Below are 20,094 nucleotides of genomic sequence, written 5' to 3'. Positions count from 1 at the left end.
ATCGTTGCCCCCGGTTGGGCGTGTCCTCACCACGCCCACCGCACCCCGGCATTCCCGGTGATCGTGCGTTGATGCTCGCCGCCGAGATTCGCAAGATAGCTTCCCGTCGCATACACGCTGCCGCGCTTCGTCAACTGGGCGACCACGCCCACGCCAATCTGTCCCAGCGTTTGTCCAACTGGTGTGCCGAGCGTCGTCGTGCCGCCGAAAGTCGTCTGGTCGTCGGCGCCGAACGTGCGCAGCACGTTCAGGCGCAGCCAGGGCTTCCAGTCGATGCCGTTCGTCGAGGTCGCCCACTGCAGGCGGGCGCCGATTCGCGCGAGGAACGTGTTGCCGTTGTTCCAGGTCACGTTGGACACGCCGTCATTGAACGCGTCGAGTGACAGCCACTGCCATACCATCTGCGCCTGCGGCTCCAGCGTGAAGCCGTCGCCGAGCGCGATCGGCAATCCCGCTTCGAACGAGCCCGTGAATGCATTGCCGTCCGTCGAGCCGTTCACGCCATTGTTCGAGTTCGTGCGCACCGTGAGCACGCTGCCCATCGCGACGGCGTCCGTGTACCAGCCGCCGGGGCCGATGTGCGTCCAGTAGCCTGCGAGGTTATACGCGTTGACCTGGAGCGAACCGACACCCAGCCCGGGTTGTCCCAGTGCGAAACCGTTCACGTCGCCCACGGCCCGTGAGAAGCCTGCGAAGAAGCCGTAGTGATTGTGCTGCCCGCTGACCGTGCTGTCCGCATACAGGTCCTGGCCGATCTGCATGCCCCACATGGTGCCGTCGAACGACGGCGCGACGTCGCCCCCCTGGTGCAGATTGCTGTAGCCGCCCCAGGCACGCGCCCAGGCCGCCGGCACGGATTCGTCTCCCGTCAGCAGCGATTGTTCGCCTTGGCGATCGTGGAACGTGTCGATCTGCAGGAGTCCCAATTGCCGTGCGACGCTGGGCGCTTCCGTATAGAGCGGCACCTCCGGCCGATAGACCGGCACGGCGGACGTGTCGGAGCCGGCGTTCTCGACGGCTTCGGTGATCGGCGCGGGCGTGCCTTCCGCCGGCGTGATCTGCGGCCCGGCCGGAGGCGGTACCGTGGGTGATGTCGACGATGTCGGCGGAGGCGTCTCCGTCGTCGGCGGTGCGATCGTATTGCGCAGATACCAGTTTTCGCCGCTGCCGGCCGTCACGCCGCCCTTCACGAGGTAATAGGCATAGGCACCGGCCTCAACCGTGCCTCCCGACAGCGTGAACGTGCCCGCGTTCGTCGTCGCGCCATTCGTGGCCTGCACGACCTCGATGCCGTCGCTGACCGTCTGCGCGCCGGGTCCGTTCACGTTCGTGACCTTCAACGTGTTCGTGCCGCTCGCGTTTCCGCCGCTGACGATCAACCGGTCCGAAGCGGCGCCGTCGCCGGCCAGGTAAGTGTTGAGCGCGATCGTCGCGTTCTGGCCGATGTAGTTGCCCACGACGGTCAGCGTGTTGCCCACGCCGCTGCCGCCCAGTTGCACGAGTCCCGCGTTGGTGAGGTTGCCGTCGATCTGGAAGTTGCCGGTCGTGCCGCTCGCAAGGCTCGCGAGCGCGTTGGCGACCGAGATCGTGCCTTCGTTCGTCACGTTGCCTGTCACGCTGCCGTAGCCGCCGAGCGTCGCACCCGACGCGACGAGCACCGGCCCGCCGCCTGCGAGCGACGGCGGATCGCTGCTGCCGTCGCCGACGATCAGCGTGCCCTCGTCGACATTCGTGCCGCCTGTGTAGCTGTCCGTACCATTGAGCGTCAGCGTGCCGGAGCCGATCTTGGTCAGCGCTCCCGCGCCCGTGATGTTTTGCGCGATCGTCGAGTCGTAGCTCTGCGTGTCGATCGTGCCGTTGTTCGACGTGATCGATATCGCGCGGCTTGCCGCGAGATCGAAGGCGCTGCCGAACTGCAGCGTGCCGCCGTTGAAGGTCAGCCCGCCCGACGAAGTGCCGAGCGCGTTGTCGGCCGCAACCGAGAGCGTGCCCTCCGTGATCGTCGTGCCGCCCGAATACGTGTTGCCGCCAGAGGCGGAAGGCGCGAGCGTCAGCGTGCCAACGCCGGTTTTCTCCACCGCGCCCGTGCCGCCAATGAGGCCTGTGTAGGTGCCCGCGCTGTCCTGCTGGAAGCGCACGAGCCCGTTGTCGGTCACGGAGAGCGGCAGGTTCGAGGCATTCGCCTGCAGCGTCGCGCCGCTGTTGACCGTGGCGACGACCGTTGCGGTGGTCGTGCCGAGCGTGCCGGTCAGGTTCAGCGTGCCGCTTTGCACGAGTGCGGTCGAGAACGTGCCCGTACCGGCCCAGGTCCAACTGTCGCCTTCCATCGTCAGGCTCTGGTAGTTCACGAACGCGTTCGACGCGGTGCCCGTGCCCTGCAGCAGCACGGCGTTGTTGCCGCCGCCGCCGTTGGCTATGCCAACGATCTGAGAACCGGTCTGCAGGATCAGCGTGTCGTTGCCGTTGCCGTTCTGGATCGCGGTGCCGCCGCCGCCTTCGATCAGGCCGGCATTGGTGATCGTAGTGCTGCCGTTGGTCGAGCGCACGCCGATCCCGCTGTTGCTGATGATCTGGCCGCCGGCCTCGTTGGTGATCGTCGCGGTAAACGAACTGCCGACCGTGTTGGACACGACCGCGTCGACGTTGCCGCTGCTCGATGCGGTGCCGGTGGTCTGGATCGTGCCGCTGTTGATCAGCGTGTCGTTGTTGCCCTGCATGTAGACGGCGGTACCGTCTTTGCCCGACGCCGTCAGCGTGCCGCTGTTGCTGATGGTGCCGCTGCCGCCCAGCAGCGAGGCCGTGCGAGCGTTGCTGCCCGAGGTCGTGACCGTTCCCGTGTTGATGAGCGTATTGCCCGACGCACCGGTGTTGCTTTGTCCCCAAGCGGCCGTCATGCCATACGAGTTGCTGCCGCTCGTCGTGATCTTGCCGTTGTTGATGAGCGTGTTGTTGTTGCCGTTTGCCGCGATGCCGTCGTTGTAGGCGCCCGTCGTGGAGATCACGCCCGTTGCGCCGTTGGTGATCGTGTTGCCGTTGTTCATGCCGATCAGCATCGCGCCGCGGTTCGCCACCCCCGTACCGTTGCCGGAGAGCGCAAGCGTGCCGCTGTTCGTAATTGCGCTGGAGGTGTCCACGGAGAACGGCGTGGGTGTGCTCGAGAGCGTATAGCTACCCGTCGCTCCCTGCGCGATGTCGAGGGTGACGCCGGTGCTGCCGCTTGCGGCGACGACCGAAGGAATGCCCGCGCCCGTGCAGGTCACGGTCGTATTGCTGGGCGGCGCCGTTGCATTACAGGCCGCGTGGCCCGCGGCCGGCGCCGCACCCGTCAGGATTGCCAATCCTCCCAAACGCAACTTCCACGCTTTGTTTTTCATGGTCTGTTTGCCTTTTTAGTGAAACTGGCTGCACAAACGAGCTGCAAGCGGGCGCGTGATTCGCGTTATAGCACCGATCTCAAAAATGGCTCCGGCTGTCGTTCCTGGTCTCTCGTCATTCCGGTCTCCCCCAGGGCGTGCGTGGGTGCTCCTGCATCCACTTTCCCAAATCCCATGAAATACTGTATAAATATACAGGTTATGGCGTGCTACGGCGCCAGGTAGCCATCCCGTCATGCCCCCTTTTTCTGGCCGGGCAGGGGGATCTATTTCCCTTTTGATCTGAGCCTTTTTGACCGAGCGCACTCATGGCAGCAGCACTCCAGCTTGCGGCGACACATCTGCCGTCCCGGCTGCAAAGCCGGATCTGGCAAGGCGATCAGCTTGCGCACGCGAGCGAGCGCACGGTGCGAAGCGGTCACGCCGCGCTCGATGCGCTCCTGCCCGGTGCGGGCTGGCCCGCGGGCAGCCTGACCGAGCTGCTCGTCGAGCAGGGCGGCATCGGCGAGATGCGGCTCGTCGCCCCCGCGCTGCGCACGCTGACGGCCACGGCCAGCCAGCACGTGCTCTTCGTCGCGCCGCCGTGGCAGCCGTATGCGTGCGCGCTCAAGACTTGGGGTCTCGCGCTCGATCGCGTGATCTGGGTGCGCGCGGGCGAAGCCGAGGCGCCCTGGGTCGCCGAGCAGGCGCTGCGTCAGGAGGGCGTTGGCGCGGTGCTGCTCTGGCAGGCGAAGGCGCGTGCCGACGCGGTGCGGCGCCTGCAGGTCGCCGCCCAGGATTCGCGCACGCTCGCGTTCCTGATCCGGCCGCCCGCCGCGCGCAACCAGTCGTCGCCGGCGCCGCTGCGCATGGTCTGCACGCCGGTGCCGCCGCCTGTCGACGCGAATCTCAACCGGCGCCAGTGGATGCAGCTTACCGCCGTGTCCGTCGATATCTTCAAACGCCGCGGGCCGCCGCCCGCCCAGCCACTCGTCGTTACGCTGCCGCTGCAGGATGCCGTGCTGCCCCCCACGGGGCCGGCATCTGTCATGCCGCCGCCCGGGGTCAATCATGTTGTGGATCGCCGTTACCTTGCCGCTTTTGCCGCTGGAGGCCGTGAAGCCGCCGCTCCTGTCGGACCCGGTATCGCCTCGTCGTCCTGATGCGCCGCCGCAGGACGCGCGCTGCTACGCGCTGGCGGATTCCCTGCGTGTCCTGATCCCCGATCTCGATGCCTTGCGCTTCGGCGTAGACGCGGGCAGCACGCGCGCCCATGCGCTTGCCCTCGCGCCGGGCCTCGTGCTGCTCGCGCCCGATCCGTCACGCGAGAGCCGCGCGGTCGAGGCGCTCGCGCTCGCGCTGCTCGCCTACACGCCGAAGGTGTCGTTCGCGCCTTCGCATACGCTGCTGCTGGAGGTGGGTTCCGGGCTGCGCCTCTTTGGCGGCGTGCGCGCGCTGCTCGCAAAGGTGGCGGCGACGGTGGCCGGCTGCGGCCACGCCGCCCGCATTGCCTGTGCGCCCACCGCCTGGGGCGCGTGGACGCTCGCGCAGGCGCGCGCCACGCAGCGCAGTTCGGGTACCCTGCGCCGCTGGCGCGTGCTCCAGGCAGCGACGCTCGCGCGCGTGCTCGACGCGTTGCCGGTCACGCTCGCGCCGTTCGCCGCGCCGCACGAGCACGCGCTCACGCAGATCGGCTGCGCGACGTTTGCCGATCTGCGTCGCTTGCCGCGCGACGGCATCGTGCGACGCTTCGGCGACGGTGTGCTCACCTGGCTTGCGCAGGCGCGCGGCGAGGCACCCGATCCGCGCGCTTCGTTCAGCGCGCCGCCGTCGTTTTGTGCCGGACTCGAATTGCAGGCGCGCGTGGAAAGCGCCGAAGCGCTGCTCTTCGCCGCGCGGCGGCTCGTGATGCAACTGACGGGCTGGCTCTGTGCACAGCACGCGGCGCTGACGGCCTTCGAGCTGCGGCTCGAACACGAGTTGGCGTCGCGGCACGCGCCGCGCACGTCGAGCCTCACGCTCGCATGGGCGGCGCCCTCGCGCGATGCCGATCATCTGCTCTGGCTGTTGCGCGAGAAGCTGAACCAGACCGAGCTGGCCGCGCCGGTGATCGGGCTTGCGCTCGTCGCCACCGGGGTGAGCGAGTACGCGGCGCCTAACGACACGCTGTTCCCGATGCCCGAGGCTTCGGAAGCCTCGCTCGCGCAACTGTTCGAACGCATTGGCGCGCGGGTGGGGGAGCAGAACGTGCTGCAGCTTTTCGTCGAGGACGATCACCGGCCCGAGCGGGCGATGGCGGCGCGTGCTTATCGCGCTTCGGGAGGCAAGTCGGGCAAGGCCCGCAGTCCGCACAAGCCGCGCAATCCGCAGCCGAAGGAAGCGCAAACGTCGGCCTCCACGCAGTGCATGCTCGATCTGCCCGACGTGCCGCTACCGTCACAGCCGCGCCCGGCATGGCTGCTCGAAAAGCCGCTGAAGCTGGCCGTGCGCAACGACCGTCCCGTGTACCGGCGGCCGCTGAAGACGCTCACGCGCGCCGAGCGCATCGAAACCGGCTGGTGGGACGGCAAGGAGGTCGGGCGCGACTACTACGTTGCCGCCGACGACCAGGGGCGCATGTTCTGGCTTTATCGCGAGCGCATGGGCGGCGAGTGGTATCTGCAAGGGCTCTTCGGTTAAAGCGGCGATCATGTCGACGTTGCCCACGCAGTCGCCCATGCATTTGCCCGAATATGCGGAGCTGCACTGCCTGACCAATTTCACGTTCCTGCGAGGCGCCTCGCAGCCGGGCGAACTGGTCGAGCAGGCGATCCAGCACGGCTATCGGGCGCTTGCCATCACCGACGAATGTTCGTTCGCCGGTGTCGTGCGCGCCTTTAGCGCCTTGAACGAGCACGACGAGCCGCTCAGGAAGGCGCACGAAGAAGCCGTGCGCGCAGCGCGCGAGCGCGGCGGGGCGGAGGCTGAGGCGAAACTGGGGTCGTTCGTGCCGTCGCTGCACCTGCTGATCGGCAGCGAGTTGAATCTCGTCGAGAAGCGCGGCGACGACCCGGATAAGGGGGAAGAAAAGCCGTTCTGCTCGCTGGTTGCGCTCGCGATGAACCGCGAGGGCTACGGCAATCTCTGCGAGCTGATTACGCTTGCGCGCGCGCGGGCGGACAAGGGCCACTATCGCGTGTATCCCGATGACTTCGTCGATCCCGAGCCCGGCTTCGAACATCTGAAGTATCTGCGCGATTGTGTGCTGCTGCTGGTGCCGCAGCGCACGGCGACGCTGGCACAGACGCTGCGCGCCGCACACTGGCTGGCGGGTTTCGCGGCGGAGCGTGCATGGCTCGCGCTCGAACTCTGGCGCACGGGCGGCGACGATACGCAGATCGAAGCCTTGCGCCATGTCTCGCAGGAAACGGGCTTGCCGCTCGTCGCGGCGGGCGGCGTGCTGATGCATGCGCGTTCGCGCAAGCCGCTGCAGGACACGCTGAGCGCCATTCGCATCGGCCAGCCGCTCGCGGCATGCGGACGCGTACTGGAGCCGAACGCGGAGCGGCATCTGCGCTCGCGCGTGCGCCTGGGCGCGCTGTATCCGCGCGATACGCTCGACGCGACGCTCGATGTCGCGCGCCGCTGCACGTTCTCGCTCGCCGAACTGGCCTACGAATATCCCGAAGAACTGGTGCCTGCAGGCGAGACGCCATTCACGTGGCTGAGCCAGCTCGTGATGCAGGGCGCGCTGGAGCGTTGGCCCGACGGGTTGAACGAGAAGCGATCGGAGCAGATCGGAGAGGAACTGAAGCTGATCGCCGAACTGAAGTACGAAAAGTACTTCCTGACCGTTCACGACATTGTCTGCTATGCGCGCTCACAGGGCATTCTGTGCCAGGGGCGCGGCTCGGCGGCGAACTCGGTGGTCTGCTACTGCCTGGGGATTACCGAGATCGACCCGGTGCAGATGAACATGCTCGTCGCGCGTTTTCTGTCACGCGCGCGCAACGAACCGCCCGATATCGATGTCGATTTCGAGCATCAGCGGCGCGAGGAAGTCATTCAGTATGTCTATCGAAAGTACGGTCAACGCCGCGCGGCGTTGGCCGCGACGCTCATCACGTACCGTTCGCGCAGCGCGCTGAGGGATGTCGGCAAGGCGCTCGGGCTCGACGTGGCGCTCGTCGAAAAACTTTCGGGCGCGCAGCAATGGTGGGACGGTCCCGATTCGATCGCGCATCATCTGAAAGAGGCCGGCTTTTCAGAAGACTCGCACGTCACGCAGCAACTCATTCGCCTCACGCGCGAGCTGCGCGGTTTTCCGCGCCATCTCTCGCAGCACGTGGGCGGCTTCGTGATTGCGAAGGACAAGCTCTCGCGCCTCGTGCCTATCGAGAACGCCGCGATGAAGGACCGCTATGTGATCGAGTGGGACAAGGACGATATCGATACGCTGCGGCTTCTGAAAGTCGATGTGCTCGCGCTCGGCATGCTTTCGGCGATCCGGCGTTCGCTGGAATTCGTCGCGCTGCGGCGCGGGTTGCCGCAGTTTCGCGTGCAGGACATCCCGCGCGAAGATCCCGCCGTCTACGAGATGTGCTGCCACGCGGATACGATCGGCGTGTTCCAGATCGAATCGCGCGCGCAGCAGAGCATGCTGCCGCGTCTCAGGCCGCGCAAATACTACGACCTTGTGATTCAGGTGGCGATCGTGCGGCCCGGGCCGATCCAGGGCGACATGGTGCATCCGTATCTGAAGCGCAGGCGCGGGGAAGAGAAGGTCGAATATGAGAAGGAGAACTTGAAGCCGGTGCTCGAGCGCACGTTCGGCGTGCCGATCTTCCAGGAACAGGTGATGCATCTGGCGATGGTGGCCGCCGGCTATAGCGCCGAGGAAGCCGACAGGTTGCGCCGCGCGATGGCCGCATGGCGGCGTCACGGCAACCTGCGGCCGTATCAGGACGATCTCAAGCGCCGGATGATGGAGAAGGGCTATGAGGCAGCATTCGCGGACCGCATCTGCAAACAGATCGAGGGCTTCGGCGACTACGGCTTTCCGGAGAGCCATGCGGCGAGCTTCGCGATGCTCGTCTACACGAGTTCATGGCTCAAGCGTTACGAGCCGGCCGCTTTTTTGGCAGGATTGCTGAACAGTCAGCCGCTGGGGTTCTATTCGCCGTCGCAGCTCGTACAGGACGCGAAGCGCCACGGCGTGGAGGTATTGGCGCCCGATATCGTATTGAGCGACTGGGAAGCGGTACTGGAGAGTCGTATGCGGCCGGGCGTGCGGCTCGATGCCGACGCGACACGTGCTCGCCGGGCCAGGGTGGAGCGGCTCCAGCAGCGGCTGCGCGCCGCGTGGCCGCCGGACCGGCCGAGGCTCGCGTGCTGTTTCCTGCGCCGCTTTGCGCGCAGGTTGCGTGCGCGAATCGAGTTGCCGCCGGATCTCTATGGCCGCGGCGGCCCGGCCGTGCGGCTCGGTTTCAGCCTCATCAAGGGGTTTTCCGAAGACGCCGCGCAGCGCGTGATGAAGGCGCGTGCGCAGGCGCCGTTCGCGGACGTGGACGATCTCGCGCGGCGCGCCGCGCTCACGCGGCGTGAGCTGGAAGCGCTTGCGGCGGCGAATGCGCTCGCGAGCATCGCGGGGCACCGGCGCGAGGCGTGGTGGGCCGTGACCGCGCAGCATGCGGTGCCGGCGCTGCTGCGCGACGCACCGCTCGCCGAAGCGCCGCTCGCGCTGCCGCGCGCGTCCGAGGGCGCGGAGATCGTCGCCGACTACGCCAGTTTGCGGCTGACGCTGAACCGCCATCCGCTCGAACTGCTGCGGCCGGGGCTCGCGAAGCAGCGCTTCCGCACGGCCGCGCAACTGACGCAGTGTCTTGACGGCAGACTTGCGCGCGTGTGCGGCATCGTCACGGTGCGGCAACGGCCGGGAACGGCGAAAGGGACGATCTTTGTTTCGCTGGAGGACGAGACCGGCACGATCAACGTGATCGTGCACGCGGCGCTCGTGGAGGCGCAACGCAAGGAATTGCTCGGGTCTTCGCTGATGGCGGTGGCAGGCGTCGTGCAGCGCGAAGGCGAAGTGATCCACCTCGTCGCGCAACGGCTGGAGGATCATAGCCGGCTGCTCGGTCGGCTGGCGACCGAGAGCCGGAATTTTCATTGAGCGGGACGTGCCTCGAAGCCGCCGAGCACGCCGCCGATCGCCGCATCGAACGGCGTGCGCCGGCCGATGCCGAGGCCTTCGAGGCGGCTCGAATCAAGGTGGCAGTCGCGCGGGCGCGGTGTCGCGTCGGCGGGCGTCGTCTGGGCGAGAAGCCGCGCGTCCACGCCGAGTGCCTGTGCGAGATGCTGCGCGATCCGATACTTCGTCATCGGCTCGTTGCCCGACCATTGCGCGATGCCGCAGACCGCCTTGCCGTCCGCGTGCCGCGTCAGCAGTTCGCGGATCACGAACGCGACGTCGGGGGTGAACGTCGGATAACGCGTGGCCCACGCATCCATCGCGGCCGGCTGCGCACCTGGCTGGGCCGAGGCCAGCACGGCCGGCACGAGACTCGTCACGGCCGATTCCTGCCAGTCCACGACCGGGCCGTAGAGCAGCGGCAGACGCAGCACGAGCGCATTGTCCGTTGCCTCGAGCAGCGCGCGCTCGCCTTCGAGCTTGCTATGGCCATAGGCGTTGAGCGGATTTGGCGTGTCGTCGCAGCGGTAGGGCGGCGTGGTGCCGTCGAACACGTAGTCGGTGGAGATCGACAGCACCCACGCGCCGCGCGGGCGTGCCGCCTGGGCGATGGTGCGCACCGCATCGACGTTCAGCGCGCGCGCCGTAACGGGGTCGTTTTCGCACACGTCGGGACGACGCTCCGCGGCGGCGACAACAATCGCATCGGGGGCTTCGCGCGCGACGAAGGCCGCGACGGCATGCTTGTCGCGCACGTCGAGCGAAACCTGTTGCGGCCCGGCGTGGCGGAAGGCAGTCGGTACGATCCGCCAGTCCGTCCCGGCGCCAAGCTCGCGCATCACGGCGCGTCCGAGCAGCCCCGACGCACCAATCACGGCAACCTTGAACATGGCGCGGCGCGTCACGCGTTCGCCGTGCCGGCGTTCTTTACCGTATAGCCTGCCTCGTCGATAGCCGCTTTCAGCACGTCGGCGCTCTGGTTCGATTCGACCGTCACGTGGCCCGCGGCCAGATCGACTTCGACCTTCGCGGTGGCGTCGTGCTCGTGAATCGCGCGGGTAACGGCACCCACGCAATGCTGGCAACTCATGCCTTCTACGTTGAACTGGATCATCGTGTCTTCCTTTTCTGAACTGAAGGGGGAACTCAACTGCTGCTTGCTGCGGACAGGAGGCCGTCGCCGGATTATGCCAGCCGGCCCGGTGACGGACGCTGGACCTTCCCACAATGGGAAGGTGTACGATCGACCCATCGATCGAATGCGGGAAGGGACCCATGAATATTGGCGAAGCGGCGCGCGAATCGGGCGTCACGGCGAAAATGATCCGCTACTACGAGAGCGTCGGACTGCTCGCGCCCAAGGGGCGCACGGAATCGGGCTATCGCGTGTACGGCACGGAGGAGGTGCACACCCTGCGCTTCATCCGCCAGTCTCGACGACTGGGTTTTCTCGTCGAAGATATCCGCCGGCTGCTGGCACTCTGGCACGATCGCTCGCGCGCCAGTGCGGAGGTCAAGTCCATCGCGCTGGCGCATGTGATCGAACTGAACCAGCGCATTGCCGAGCTGACCCAGATGCGGGACACACTCGCGCATCTGGCCGACCACTGTCACGGCGACGACCGGCCGGACTGCCCGATTCTCGAAAATCTCGCCGACTCCAGGCCGTCGATCGGCGAAGCCGGCGCCTGCCATCACTGACGCCGCTGTGGTTGCGCCAGGCAAATTGTCGCAACTTGTTTCAGGATGAGCCCTGAAATGGTGCATTTCAGGGTCCTGTCGAAACAACTGCTGGCGACGAGAAAAAATACGCCGATAAATCATGGTGTTGTGGATTCCTTGAATTGATGCATTCCAGTTTGGAATGCACGGCATTCGGGCAATTCACTAGCAAAGTTCCCAAAGATCGCTATAATGCGGGTTATCCCTTACTAGGGTAATCCCTGATGCAAATCCACCGGGGATACATACCGATCCTTGGAGAGCACCATCATGTTTGCGTACATCCTCGAAGCCCTGAGCAACTGGTTTGAAGTCAGCGAGCGTACCCGCCGCGAAGCCTATCTCGCATCGTCGACGGACATCGTGCAACTCGAACAGCGCATCCGCTCGCTCGAATCGACCGGCTACTCGAACTAAGCCAGCGTTTTCCGGCGTCTGCCGGTACCAGCCGGCACTACGCCAAGGCTGTTTCAAGCCCCGCATTGCGGGGCTTTGTCGTATCTGGCGCCCGCGTTGTCGGTGCTTGCGTTGCAGGCCACACGCACAGTCTGAACCTTGACACTGCGGTAAGGTAAAGTCCTTTTTGAGATTGGCCGACATACGAGTGAAGCAGCAAGTGAAGCCACTCATTTCGGGGACCGTTCATGGTGTCAGACCGCATATTCCGCAAGTCTTTGATCGTCTGGTTGCCCGCCGCCGCGCTGGCGTGCGGGCTGGCGCTGGGACACGCCGCCGCCTGGGCGGACGGCCCGCCGTTGATACTCGATACGCAAAAGGGCATCAGCGACGGCCAGAAGGGGATCGTGCTGCAAAACGCGCCGCTTTCGCACGAGCCGATAGTCACGGCCCGCCAGCCTGCGGAGACCACGACGAACTCGTCGCAGTCGTCGCAGCCTTATATCGTCGCGCCGTACATCGAGGTGCCGGGCGGCGGCGGTTCGCGGCCCAATCCGCCGCGCCCACCGTACCCCAGGCCGACGCCCCAGCCCGCGCCGGCTCAATAAGGGCGCCGGCGATCAATCGCCGCGCGACTCGATCTTGAACTGCGCCGCCTGATCCTGGCCCAGTGCTTTCACGAGCCAGGGCAACGTTTCCTTCATGGATGCCACCAGCGTGTAGGGCGGATTCAGGATGAACATGCCGCTGCCGAAGAGCCCGTAACCGTCCGCGGGCGGCTGGCTGACCGTGAGCGTGACGTGCAGCCAGTTCTTGTCCTGCAGGCGCTTGAGCTGATCCGGGAAGCGTTGCGATTCCGGCCGCGTGACCTGCGGATACCAGATCGCATAGGTGCCCGTGGCGAAGCGTTTGAGACTTTCCTCCGCGCAAGCGATCGTGCGCGCGTAGTCGCGCTTGTCCTCGAACGACGGGTCGATCAGAACCAGCGCGCGGCGCGGCGGCGGGGGTAGCAGCGCCTTGACGCCTTCGAAACCGTCGCCGTCGTAGAGCATCACGCGGCGGCCCGCGTCGCGAAAGCGATGGCGCAGCACCTCGATTTCGGTGCTATGCATCTCGAAGAGCCGCATGCGATCCTGCTCGCGCATCAGCCGCCATGCGAGATAGGGCGACCCCGGATAGAACTGCAGCCCGCCGTCCGGATTGAGCGCCGCCACTTCGTCCACGTATTCGGCCAGCGCCGCCGGCAGGTCGGTGCGCCCCCACAGTTTGCCGATACCCGTTTCGAACTCCGCGGTCTTCGTGGCATAGCCTTCGCGCAGCGCGTAGGCGCCCGCGCCCGCGTGGGTGTCGATGTACCAGTAGGCTTTGTCCTTTTTGCCGAGATAGCGCAGGAGCTGCACGACCACGGTGTGTTTCAGGACGTCGGCATGGTTGCCTGCATGGAAGGCGTGGCGGTAACTCAGCATGATGGGTGGGACGGAAAGTCGGAAGAAAACGGGCGGCGGATCGGGGTCGCGTATTGTACGCGGCCCCGGTGCTGCCGCGAACCTCAGTCGTGCTCGTCGCCGACGATCGCTTCGATCTGCGCCTTGATTTCCGGCGTGATCTTTTCGGCAATGTCGCTCGCCAGCATGTTCTGCCCGATCTGCTCCACCCGCGAGGCGCCGGTGATCACGGTGCTCACGTGCGGGTTCTTCAGGATCCAGGCGATGGCCAGTTGGCCGACCGTGCAGCCCAGCTCCGCGGCCAGATCGGCGAGCTTCGCGACGATGGCGTTGCGGTTCGCGTCGGTGAGCGATCCGCGCAGCCAGTCGTAGCCCTGCAACTGGGCGCGGCTGTCCGCCGGCACGCCGCTCTTGTACTTGCCCGTTAGCAGGCCCGAGGCGAGCGGGCTCCAGGTGGTGAGCCCGAGGCCGATGTCCTCGTAGAGCCGCCGGTATTCGTCTTCCACGCGGCGCCGATGGAACAGGTTGTATTGCGGCTGCTCCATGACCGGCTTATGAAGGTGATGCCGCTCGGCAATCTCCCACGCGGCGCGGATTTCGTCGGCGCTCCATTCGGAAGTGCCCCAGTACAGCGCCTTGCCGCGCGTCACCATATCGCTCATCGCCCAGACCGTTTCCTCGATGGGCGTATTCGGGTCCGGCCGGTGGCAGAACGCGAGATCGACGTAATCGAGCTGAAGGCGCTTGAGCGAGCCGTCGATGGCGTTCAGCAGGTACTTGCGGTTGAGCGTGTGGTACTGGTTCGGTGCCTCGTTCAAGCCCCAGAAGAACTTGGTCGAAACCACGTAGCTCACGCGCGGCCACGCCAGTTCCTTGAGCGCGGTGCCCATGATCGTCTCGGACTCGCCGCCCGCGTAGGCCTCGGCGTTGTCGAAAAAGTTGACGCCCGCGTCCCGCGCCGCGGCGAGCGATTCGCGCGCCAGGTTGCGATCGACCTGGTTGCCGTAAGTGACCCACGAGCCGATGGACAGTTCGCTGACCTGCAGGCCCGAGCGGCCCAGTCGCCGATAGTTCATGAATGTCTCCAGAAGGGAAGAAGCCCGATATTAGCGCCAGCGCAAGCGGCTTGTGCCGGACTCGATGCGTGAGATTGCCGGCTTCATGCACAATAGCGCGGTTGGCCGCGGTGCAGCATTCTGCCGAATGGCATACGCCGTCCGGTCAGTTTGACAGTGTCCGCGAGTCGAGGTCTGATTTCATCTACAACCTGGAGGTGCTCGATGTCGTCTCTTTCCCTCAACACCAAACTGGACGGCAAGGTCGCCGTCGTTACTGGCGCGGCTAGCGGCATCGGCAAGCAGATTGCCCTCACGCTCGCGCAGGCGGGCGCGGCGGTCGCCATTGCCGACCTGAACCAGAGCGGCGCGGACGCCGTGGCCGAAGAGATCAAGGGCGCGGGCGGCAAGGCCATCGGCGTGGCCATGGACGTCACGAACGAAGACGCCGTGAACCAGGGGATCGACCGCGTGGCGGCCGAACTGGGTTCGGTGGACATCCTGATTTCGAACGCCGGCATCCAGATCGTGAATCCGATTGAAAACTACGCGTTTTCCGATTGGAAGAAAATGCAGGCCATCCACGTGGACGGCGCGTTCCTCACCACCAAGGCCGCGCTCAAGCACATGTACAAGGACGATCGCGGCGGCGTCGTGATCTACATGGGTTCGGTCCACTCGCACGAGGCCTCGCCGCTCAAGTCGGCCTACGTCACCGCCAAGCATGGGCTGCTCGGTCTCGCGCGCGTGCTGGCCAAAGAAGGCGCGAAGCACAACGTGCGCTCGCACGTGGTTTGCCCTGGCTTCGTGCGCACGCCGCTCGTCGACAAGCAGATTCCCGAACAGGCGAAGGAGCTCGGCATTTCCGAAGAGGAAGTGGTCAAGCACGTGATGCTGGGCGGCACGGTGGACGGCGTGTTCACGACCGTCGAAGACGTCGCGCAGACGGTGCTGTTCCTCTCCGCGTTCCCGACGGCCGCGCTCACGGGCCAGTCTTTCATCGTCAGCCACGGCTGGTTTATGCAGTAAGGGAGACGCGGCCATGGCGCAACGCAAGAAAGGGCAGGTCCAGTCCAGCGCGGTCGACGAACAGGCGGGCGTGCATACCGGCGCCGCGCCGCGGCCGCATCCCCGCCACTGCGGCGAAGAGACCGCCCAATGGGAAACCGTCGCGCTGACGCTGCAGGGCGGCGGCGCGCTCGGTGCCTACCAGGCTGGCGTGTATGAAGGTCTCGCCGAGGCCGGCATCGCGCCGAACTGGCTCGCGGGCATCTCCATCGGCGCGCTCAACACGGCGATCATCGCCGGCAACGCGCCCGAGCACCGCGTGGCGCGGTTGCACGAGTTCTGGGAAACGATCTGTCAGCCCGCCTACACGCCGCCGCTGCCCGGTTTCGTCGAACATGCGTTCTTCAACTCGGGCGATGCGATCCGCAAGACGTTCACCGCGATGCAGGCGGCAGGCGCAATCGTGGAAGGCCAGAAGGGCTTCTTCGTCCCGCGTTTTCCTCCGCCGTTGCCGCACGGCTCGGGGCATCCCGAAAAGGCCAGCTACTACGACACGCGGCCGCTCAAGGCCACGCTCGAGCGGCTATGCGACTTCGACCGGATCAACTCGAAGGAGATTCGCGTTTCGGTTGGCGCCGTCAACGTCGGCACCGGTAACTTTGCCTACTTCGACAACACCACCATGAAGCTGCGGCCCGAGCATTTCATGGCTTCGGGAGCGCTGCCGCCGGGCTTCGCGGCCGTGGAAATCGATGGCGAGTACTACTGGGACGGTGGCCTGATGTCGAACACACCGCTCTACGAGGTCATCCAGACCACGCCGCGCCGCGACACGCTCGCGTTTCAGGTCGACCTCTGGAGCGCGCGCGGGCCCGTGCCCGACAACATCACGGACGTCCAGGGCCGGGTGAAGGACATCCAGTATTCGAGCCGCACGCGTCTCGTGACCGACATGCTGCAGCGCTCGCAGCGCTTCCGTCATGTGTTGCGCGAGGTGCTGGAGCGCGTCGCGCCCGAGCATCGGCAGGATGCGTGGGTAGAAGTGGCGAATGAGCTGTCGTGCTCGAAGAAGTACAACGTGGTCCACCTGATCTACCGGCAGAAGGAGTACGAGGGGCACTTCAAGGACTTCCAGTTCGGCGTTTCGACCATGCGCGAGCATTGGGCGAGCGGTCTGCAGGACATTCGGGCGTCGCTTGCGCAGCCGGGGTGGCTGGAGAAGCCCAACAACGACGCCGGCTTCGTCACTCACGATATTCATCGAGACGCGCGCGGCGGCCGTCGAGTGCCGGGGGAAGGCAGCACGTGACTTGACGTGGACTGGCGTTAAAACACAAACGGCGTCCGTTCATCTTGAACGGACGCCGTTTCAACTTGCTCGTTTGCGAGCGGCTCTGCTTACTTCAGCACTTGCGCGACGGCGCTCGCGACCACGTCGAGGTTGCGCGTGTTGAGCGCGGCCACGCAGATGCGGCCGGTGCTCACGGCGTAGATGCCGAACTCTTCGCGCAGGCGGTCCACCTGAGCGGCCGTGAGGCCCGAGTACGAGAACATGCCGCGCTGCACGTTGATGAAGTTGAAGTCGCGGTCCACGCCGGCAGCCGTCAGGCGCTCGACGAGGCCCGTGCGCATCGCGCGGATACGGTTGCGCATCTCGCCCAGTTCGTTTTCCCACATGGCGCGCAGTTCCGGCGAGCCGAGCACGGCGGCGACCACCGAACCGCCGTGCGTCGGCGGGTTCGAGTAGTTCGTGCGGATCACGCGCTTCAGTTGCGAGAGCACGCGGGCCGATTCTTCCTTGCTGTTCGTGATGACCGACAGCGCGCCCACGCGCTCGCCGTAGAGCGAGAACGACTTCGAGAACGACGACGAAACGAACACGTTGAGTTCCGAAGCGGCGAACAGGCGCACGACTTCGCCGTCTTCCGCGATGCCGTCGCCGAAACCTTGATAGGCGATGTCGAGGAACGGCACGAGGTTGCGCGCCTTCACGACTTCGACGACCTGCTTCCACTGGTCGATCGTGAGATCGACGCCGGTCGGGTTGTGGCAGCACGCGTGCAGCACGACGACCGTGCCCGCGGCGTAGCTGTTCAGCGCGGCCAGCATGCCTTCGAAGTTCACGCCGTTGGTTTGCGCGTCGTAGTACGGATAGGCCGCCACTTCGAAGCCGGCGCTCTCGAAGAGGGCGCGGTGGTTTTCCCAGCTCGGGTCGCTGATCGCGACCTTCGCGGTCGGGTTCACGCGCTTGAGGAAATCGGCGCCGATCTTGAGCGCACCCGTGCCGCCCAATGCCTGGGCCGTCACCACGCGGCCTGCCGCGATCAGCGGCGAGTCGTCGCCGAGCAGCAGCTTCTGCACGGCGGCGTCGTAGGCGGCGAGGCCTTCGATCGGCAGGTAGCCGCGCGGCAGACCGGCTTCGACGCGGGCCTTTTCCGCCTCGCGCACCGCGCGCAGCAGCGGGATCTTGCCTTCCTCGTTGGTGTACACGCCCACGCCGAGGTTCACCTTGGAGGTGCGCGCATCGGCGTTATAGGCTTCGTTCAGGCCCAGGATGGGGTCGCGAGGGGCGAGTTCGACGGCGGAAAAGAGGGACATGATGGTTCGGCTATAGTCAAGGATGGACAATCCGGTTGGCCGGTGCGCTGGCTTGAACGCCGCCGCGCGGTTGCCGCAGGCGACGCAGCCGGCCGGCCACGCAACGCGCTATTGTAGCGAATCTGGGGGGCGTTTTCGCCTGCCAGGACCACCCCCGGCTCGCCGGGGCGCAAGACGCTAGAATAGTCGCTTGCTCAAGGCACAGGATGCCGCCCCATGTCCGACCATATCGTGGCCGATGCGCCCGCGCTCGACGAGTCGAAGTTCGTCCAGTACGAGGGTTCGCCGTTCCAGCTCTATCAGCCATACTTGCCGGCCGGCGACCAGCCCACAGCCATCGAAACGCTCGTGGAGGGCGTGGGCGACGGCCTCTCGTTCCAGACCCTGCTCGGCGTGACCGGCTCGGGCAAGACCTACACGATGGCGAACACGATCGCGCGCCTGGGGCGCCCGGCCATCGTGTTCGCGCCGAACAAGACGCTCGCCGCGCAGCTCTACTCCGAGTTTCGCGAGTTCTTTCCGCGCAATGCGGTCGAGTACTTCGTCTCGTACTACGACTACTACCAGCCGGAAGCCTACGTTCCGCAGCGCGACCTCTTCATCGAGAAGGATTCGTCGATCAACGAGCACATCGAGCAGATGCGGCTCTCCGCGACCAAGAGCCTGATGGAGCGGCGCGACGTGGTGATCGTCGCGACGGTCTCGGCCATCTACGGTATCGGCAATCCGTCCGAGTATCACCAGATGATCCTCACGCTGCGGCACGGCGACAAACTCGGCCAGCGCGACATCATCGCGCGCCTCATCGCGATGCAGTACACGCGCAACGAGCAGGACTTCCAGCGCGGCACGTTCCGCGTGCGCGGCGACACCATCGACATCTTTCCGGCCGAACACGCGGAGATGGCCGTGCGCGTCGAACTCTTCGACGACGAAGTGGAGACGCTGCAGCTCTTCGACCCGCTCACGGGCCGCGTGCGGCAGAAGATTCCGCGCTTCACCGTCTATCCGTCCTCGCACTACGTCACGCCGCGCGATACCGTGCTGCGCGCCGTCGAGACCATCAAGACCGAACTGCGCGACCGGCTCGAGTTCTTCCATACCGAAGGCAAGCTCGTGGAGGCGCAGCGGCTCGAGCAGCGCACGCGCTTCGACCTCGAGATGCTGCAGGAGCTTGGCTTCTGCAAGGGCATCGAGAATTACTCGCGGCACTTCTCGGGCGCGCTGCCCGGCGAGCCGCCGCCCACGCTCGTCGACTACCTGCCGGCCGACGCCGTGATGTTCCTCGACGAATCGCACGTGCTGATCGGCCAGCTCAACGGCATGTACAACGGCGACCGCGCGCGCAAGGAAAATCTCGTCGATTACGGCTTCCGGCTGCCTTCGGCGCTCGATAACCGGCCGCTCAAGTTCAACGAGTTCGAGCACAAGATGCGCCAGGTGATCTTCGTCTCGGCCACGCCCGCCGACTACGAGAAGAAGGTGACGGGTCAGATTGCCGAGCAGGTCGTGCGCCCCACGGGTCTCGTCGACCCGGTGATCGAGGTGCGGCCCGCCTCGACGCAGGTGGACGACGTGCTAGGGGAGATCAACGAACGCGTCGCGGCCGGCGAACGCGTGCTTGTCACCACGCTCACGAAACGCATGGCCGAGCAACTGACCGAATTTCTCGCCGATCACGGCGTGAAAGTGCGCTATCTGCACAGCGACATCGACACGGTCGAGCGCGTGGAGATCATTCGCGACCTGCGACTTGGCACTTTCGACGTGCTCGTGGGCATCAACCTGCTGCGCGAGGGGCTCGACATTCCCGAGGTCTCGCTCGTGGCGATTCTCGACGCCGACAAGGAGGGCTTCCTGCGCGCCGAGCGCTCGCTGATCCAGACCATCGGCCGCGCCGCGCGCAACGTGAACGGCAAGGCGATTCTCTATGGCGACCGCATCACCGACTCGATGCGTCGCGCGATCGACGAGACCGAGCGCCGCCGCGCCAAGCAGATGGCCTTCAACGAGGCGAACGGCATCGTGCCGCGCGGGGTGGTCAAGCGCATCAAGGACATCATCGACGGCGTCTACAACGTGGACGAAGCGCGCGCCGAGCTGCGCGAAGAACAGGAGCGCGCGAAGTTCGAGGACATGTCGGAAAAGCAGATCGCGAAGGAGATCAAGCGCCTCGAGAAGCAGATGATGGATCACGCGAAGAATCTCGAATTCGAAAAGGCTGCGCAGACGCGCGATCAGCTGGCGCTGCTGCGCCAGCGCGTGTTCGGGGCGAACGTGGGCGATCATCCGGCCTGACCGAATCAACTTACGTTTCCTTCATCATGTAAGGCGCCGCCCGGCGCCTT

Annotated in this window: 15 protein-coding genes; 9 read left to right on the top strand and 6 right to left on the bottom strand. The window is 65.8% G+C overall.

Annotated elements, in window-relative coordinates; all coding sequences use genetic code 11:
* Window positions 1-26 precede the first annotated feature (26 nt).
* Window positions 27-3,374, bottom strand: coding sequence for an autotransporter outer membrane beta-barrel domain-containing protein (locus V8683_RS09390; protein ID WP_411189062.1), 3,348 nt, complete (start codon window positions 3,372-3,374; stop codon window positions 27-29).
* A 308-nt stretch (window positions 3,375-3,682) separates the two neighbouring features.
* Between V8683_RS09390 and imuA the strand changes: the two genes are divergently transcribed.
* Genes imuA through V8683_RS09375 form a run of 3 tightly spaced genes read left to right on the top strand, consistent with a single transcriptional unit; the run spans window position 3,683 to window position 9,504 of the window.
* Complete coding sequence (imuA, locus tag V8683_RS09385) at window positions 3,683-4,516, top strand: translesion DNA synthesis-associated protein ImuA (protein WP_411189063.1); 834 nt, start codon at window positions 3,683-3,685, stop codon at window positions 4,514-4,516.
* Window positions 4,425-6,032, top strand: a complete 1,608-nt coding sequence (locus V8683_RS09380) for a Y-family DNA polymerase (protein WP_411189064.1) — start codon at window positions 4,425-4,427, stop codon at window positions 6,030-6,032. The genes imuA and V8683_RS09380 overlap by 92 nt, the downstream gene beginning before the upstream one ends.
* Window positions 6,033-6,042: 10 nt before the next feature.
* Window positions 6,043-9,504, top strand: a complete 3,462-nt coding sequence (locus tag V8683_RS09375) for an error-prone DNA polymerase (RefSeq protein ID WP_411189065.1) — start codon at window positions 6,043-6,045, stop codon at window positions 9,502-9,504.
* Here the strand turns inward: V8683_RS09375 and V8683_RS09370 are convergent.
* Both V8683_RS09370 and V8683_RS09365 read right to left on the bottom strand, forming a co-directional pair.
* Window positions 9,498-10,412 (bottom strand): dTDP-4-dehydrorhamnose reductase family protein, encoded by a 915-nt coding sequence (locus V8683_RS09370; RefSeq protein WP_411189066.1) that lies wholly within the window; start codon window positions 10,410-10,412, stop codon window positions 9,498-9,500. The genes V8683_RS09375 and V8683_RS09370 overlap by 7 nt on opposite strands.
* Before the next feature lie 11 nt (window positions 10,413-10,423).
* Entirely contained in the window at window positions 10,424-10,636 is a 213-nt protein-coding gene (locus V8683_RS09365; protein ID WP_411189067.1) for a heavy-metal-associated domain-containing protein, read from the bottom strand.
* Window positions 10,637-10,797: 161 nt separating this feature from the next.
* On the opposite strand from V8683_RS09365, the gene cueR reads away from it, so the two are divergent.
* From cueR to V8683_RS09350, 3 genes are all read left to right on the top strand, one after another.
* Window positions 10,798-11,223, top strand: coding sequence for a Cu(I)-responsive transcriptional regulator (gene cueR, locus V8683_RS09360; RefSeq protein ID WP_411189068.1), 426 nt, complete (start codon window positions 10,798-10,800; stop codon window positions 11,221-11,223).
* A gap of 291 nt (window positions 11,224-11,514) precedes the next feature.
* Entirely contained in the window at window positions 11,515-11,661 is a 147-nt protein-coding gene (locus V8683_RS09355) for a DUF3563 family protein (RefSeq protein ID WP_084168922.1), read from the top strand.
* 227 nt (window positions 11,662-11,888) lie between these two features.
* Window positions 11,889-12,248 carry a hypothetical protein gene (locus V8683_RS09350; protein ID WP_411189069.1) on the top strand — a complete coding sequence of 120 codons (360 nt, stop codon included), beginning with the start codon at window positions 11,889-11,891 and terminating at the stop codon, window positions 12,246-12,248.
* A gap of 12 nt (window positions 12,249-12,260) precedes the next feature.
* On the opposite strand, the gene V8683_RS09345 is transcribed toward V8683_RS09350, so the two are convergent.
* The gene (locus tag V8683_RS09345) at window positions 12,261-13,106 is read right to left on the bottom strand and encodes a 23S rRNA (adenine(2030)-N(6))-methyltransferase RlmJ (RefSeq protein WP_411189070.1); all 846 of its coding nucleotides are present in this window, start codon (window positions 13,104-13,106) and stop codon (window positions 12,261-12,263) included.
* Between the two features lie 83 nt (window positions 13,107-13,189).
* Window positions 13,190-14,161, bottom strand: coding sequence for a potassium channel beta subunit family protein (locus V8683_RS09340; protein WP_411189071.1), 972 nt, complete (start codon window positions 14,159-14,161; stop codon window positions 13,190-13,192).
* Between the two features lie 204 nt (window positions 14,162-14,365).
* Here V8683_RS09340 and V8683_RS09335 point away from each other — a divergent pair, with 204 nt between their 5' ends.
* Together V8683_RS09335 and V8683_RS09330 are read left to right on the top strand one after the other, a co-directional pair.
* On the top strand, window positions 14,366-15,169 hold the full coding sequence (locus V8683_RS09335; RefSeq protein WP_027797613.1) for a 3-hydroxybutyrate dehydrogenase: 804 nt from the start codon (window positions 14,366-14,368) through the stop codon (window positions 15,167-15,169).
* A gap of 13 nt (window positions 15,170-15,182) precedes the next feature.
* Window positions 15,183-16,457, top strand: coding sequence for a patatin-like phospholipase family protein (locus tag V8683_RS09330; protein ID WP_411189072.1), 1,275 nt, complete (start codon window positions 15,183-15,185; stop codon window positions 16,455-16,457).
* An 89-nt stretch (window positions 16,458-16,546) separates the two neighbouring features.
* On the opposite strand, the gene V8683_RS09325 is transcribed toward V8683_RS09330, so the two are convergent.
* Window positions 16,547-17,746, bottom strand: coding sequence for an amino acid aminotransferase (locus V8683_RS09325; RefSeq protein WP_411189073.1), 1,200 nt, complete (start codon window positions 17,744-17,746; stop codon window positions 16,547-16,549).
* A gap of 216 nt (window positions 17,747-17,962) precedes the next feature.
* On the opposite strand from V8683_RS09325, the gene uvrB reads away from it, so the two are divergent.
* Window positions 17,963-20,044, top strand: coding sequence for an excinuclease ABC subunit UvrB (uvrB, locus tag V8683_RS09320; protein ID WP_411189074.1), 2,082 nt, complete (start codon window positions 17,963-17,965; stop codon window positions 20,042-20,044).
* Window positions 20,045-20,094: the final 50 nt, after the last annotated feature.

This window comes from Paraburkholderia sp. AV2 (assembly GCF_054968425.1).
This window is presented reverse-complemented; position numbering and strand designations above follow the sequence as displayed.

Coding starts and splice junctions, on each gene's coding strand:
- cueR (WP_411189068.1), top strand. CDS start 10,798: ATGAATATTGGCGAAGCGGCGCGCGAATCGGGCGTCACGGCGAAAATG.
- V8683_RS09380 (WP_411189064.1), top strand. CDS start 4,425: ATGTTGTGGATCGCCGTTACCTTGCCGCTTTTGCCGCTGGAGGCCGTG.
- V8683_RS09375 (WP_411189065.1), top strand. CDS start 6,043: ATGTCGACGTTGCCCACGCAGTCGCCCATGCATTTGCCCGAATATGCG.
- V8683_RS09390 (WP_411189062.1), bottom strand. CDS start 3,374: ATGAAAAACAAAGCGTGGAAGTTGCGTTTGGGAGGATTGGCAATCCTG.
- V8683_RS09355 (WP_084168922.1), top strand. CDS start 11,515: ATGTTTGCGTACATCCTCGAAGCCCTGAGCAACTGGTTTGAAGTCAGC.
- V8683_RS09330 (WP_411189072.1), top strand. CDS start 15,183: ATGGCGCAACGCAAGAAAGGGCAGGTCCAGTCCAGCGCGGTCGACGAA.
- V8683_RS09325 (WP_411189073.1), bottom strand. CDS start 17,746: ATGTCCCTCTTTTCCGCCGTCGAACTCGCCCCTCGCGACCCCATCCTG.
- V8683_RS09345 (WP_411189070.1), bottom strand. CDS start 13,106: ATGCTGAGTTACCGCCACGCCTTCCATGCAGGCAACCATGCCGACGTC.
- V8683_RS09340 (WP_411189071.1), bottom strand. CDS start 14,161: ATGAACTATCGGCGACTGGGCCGCTCGGGCCTGCAGGTCAGCGAACTG.
- uvrB (WP_411189074.1), top strand. CDS start 17,963: ATGTCCGACCATATCGTGGCCGATGCGCCCGCGCTCGACGAGTCGAAG.
- imuA (WP_411189063.1), top strand. CDS start 3,683: ATGGCAGCAGCACTCCAGCTTGCGGCGACACATCTGCCGTCCCGGCTG.
- V8683_RS09350 (WP_411189069.1), top strand. CDS start 11,889: ATGGTGTCAGACCGCATATTCCGCAAGTCTTTGATCGTCTGGTTGCCC.
- V8683_RS09370 (WP_411189066.1), bottom strand. CDS start 10,412: ATGTTCAAGGTTGCCGTGATTGGTGCGTCGGGGCTGCTCGGACGCGCC.
- V8683_RS09365 (WP_411189067.1), bottom strand. CDS start 10,636: ATGATCCAGTTCAACGTAGAAGGCATGAGTTGCCAGCATTGCGTGGGT.
- V8683_RS09335 (WP_027797613.1), top strand. CDS start 14,366: ATGTCGTCTCTTTCCCTCAACACCAAACTGGACGGCAAGGTCGCCGTC.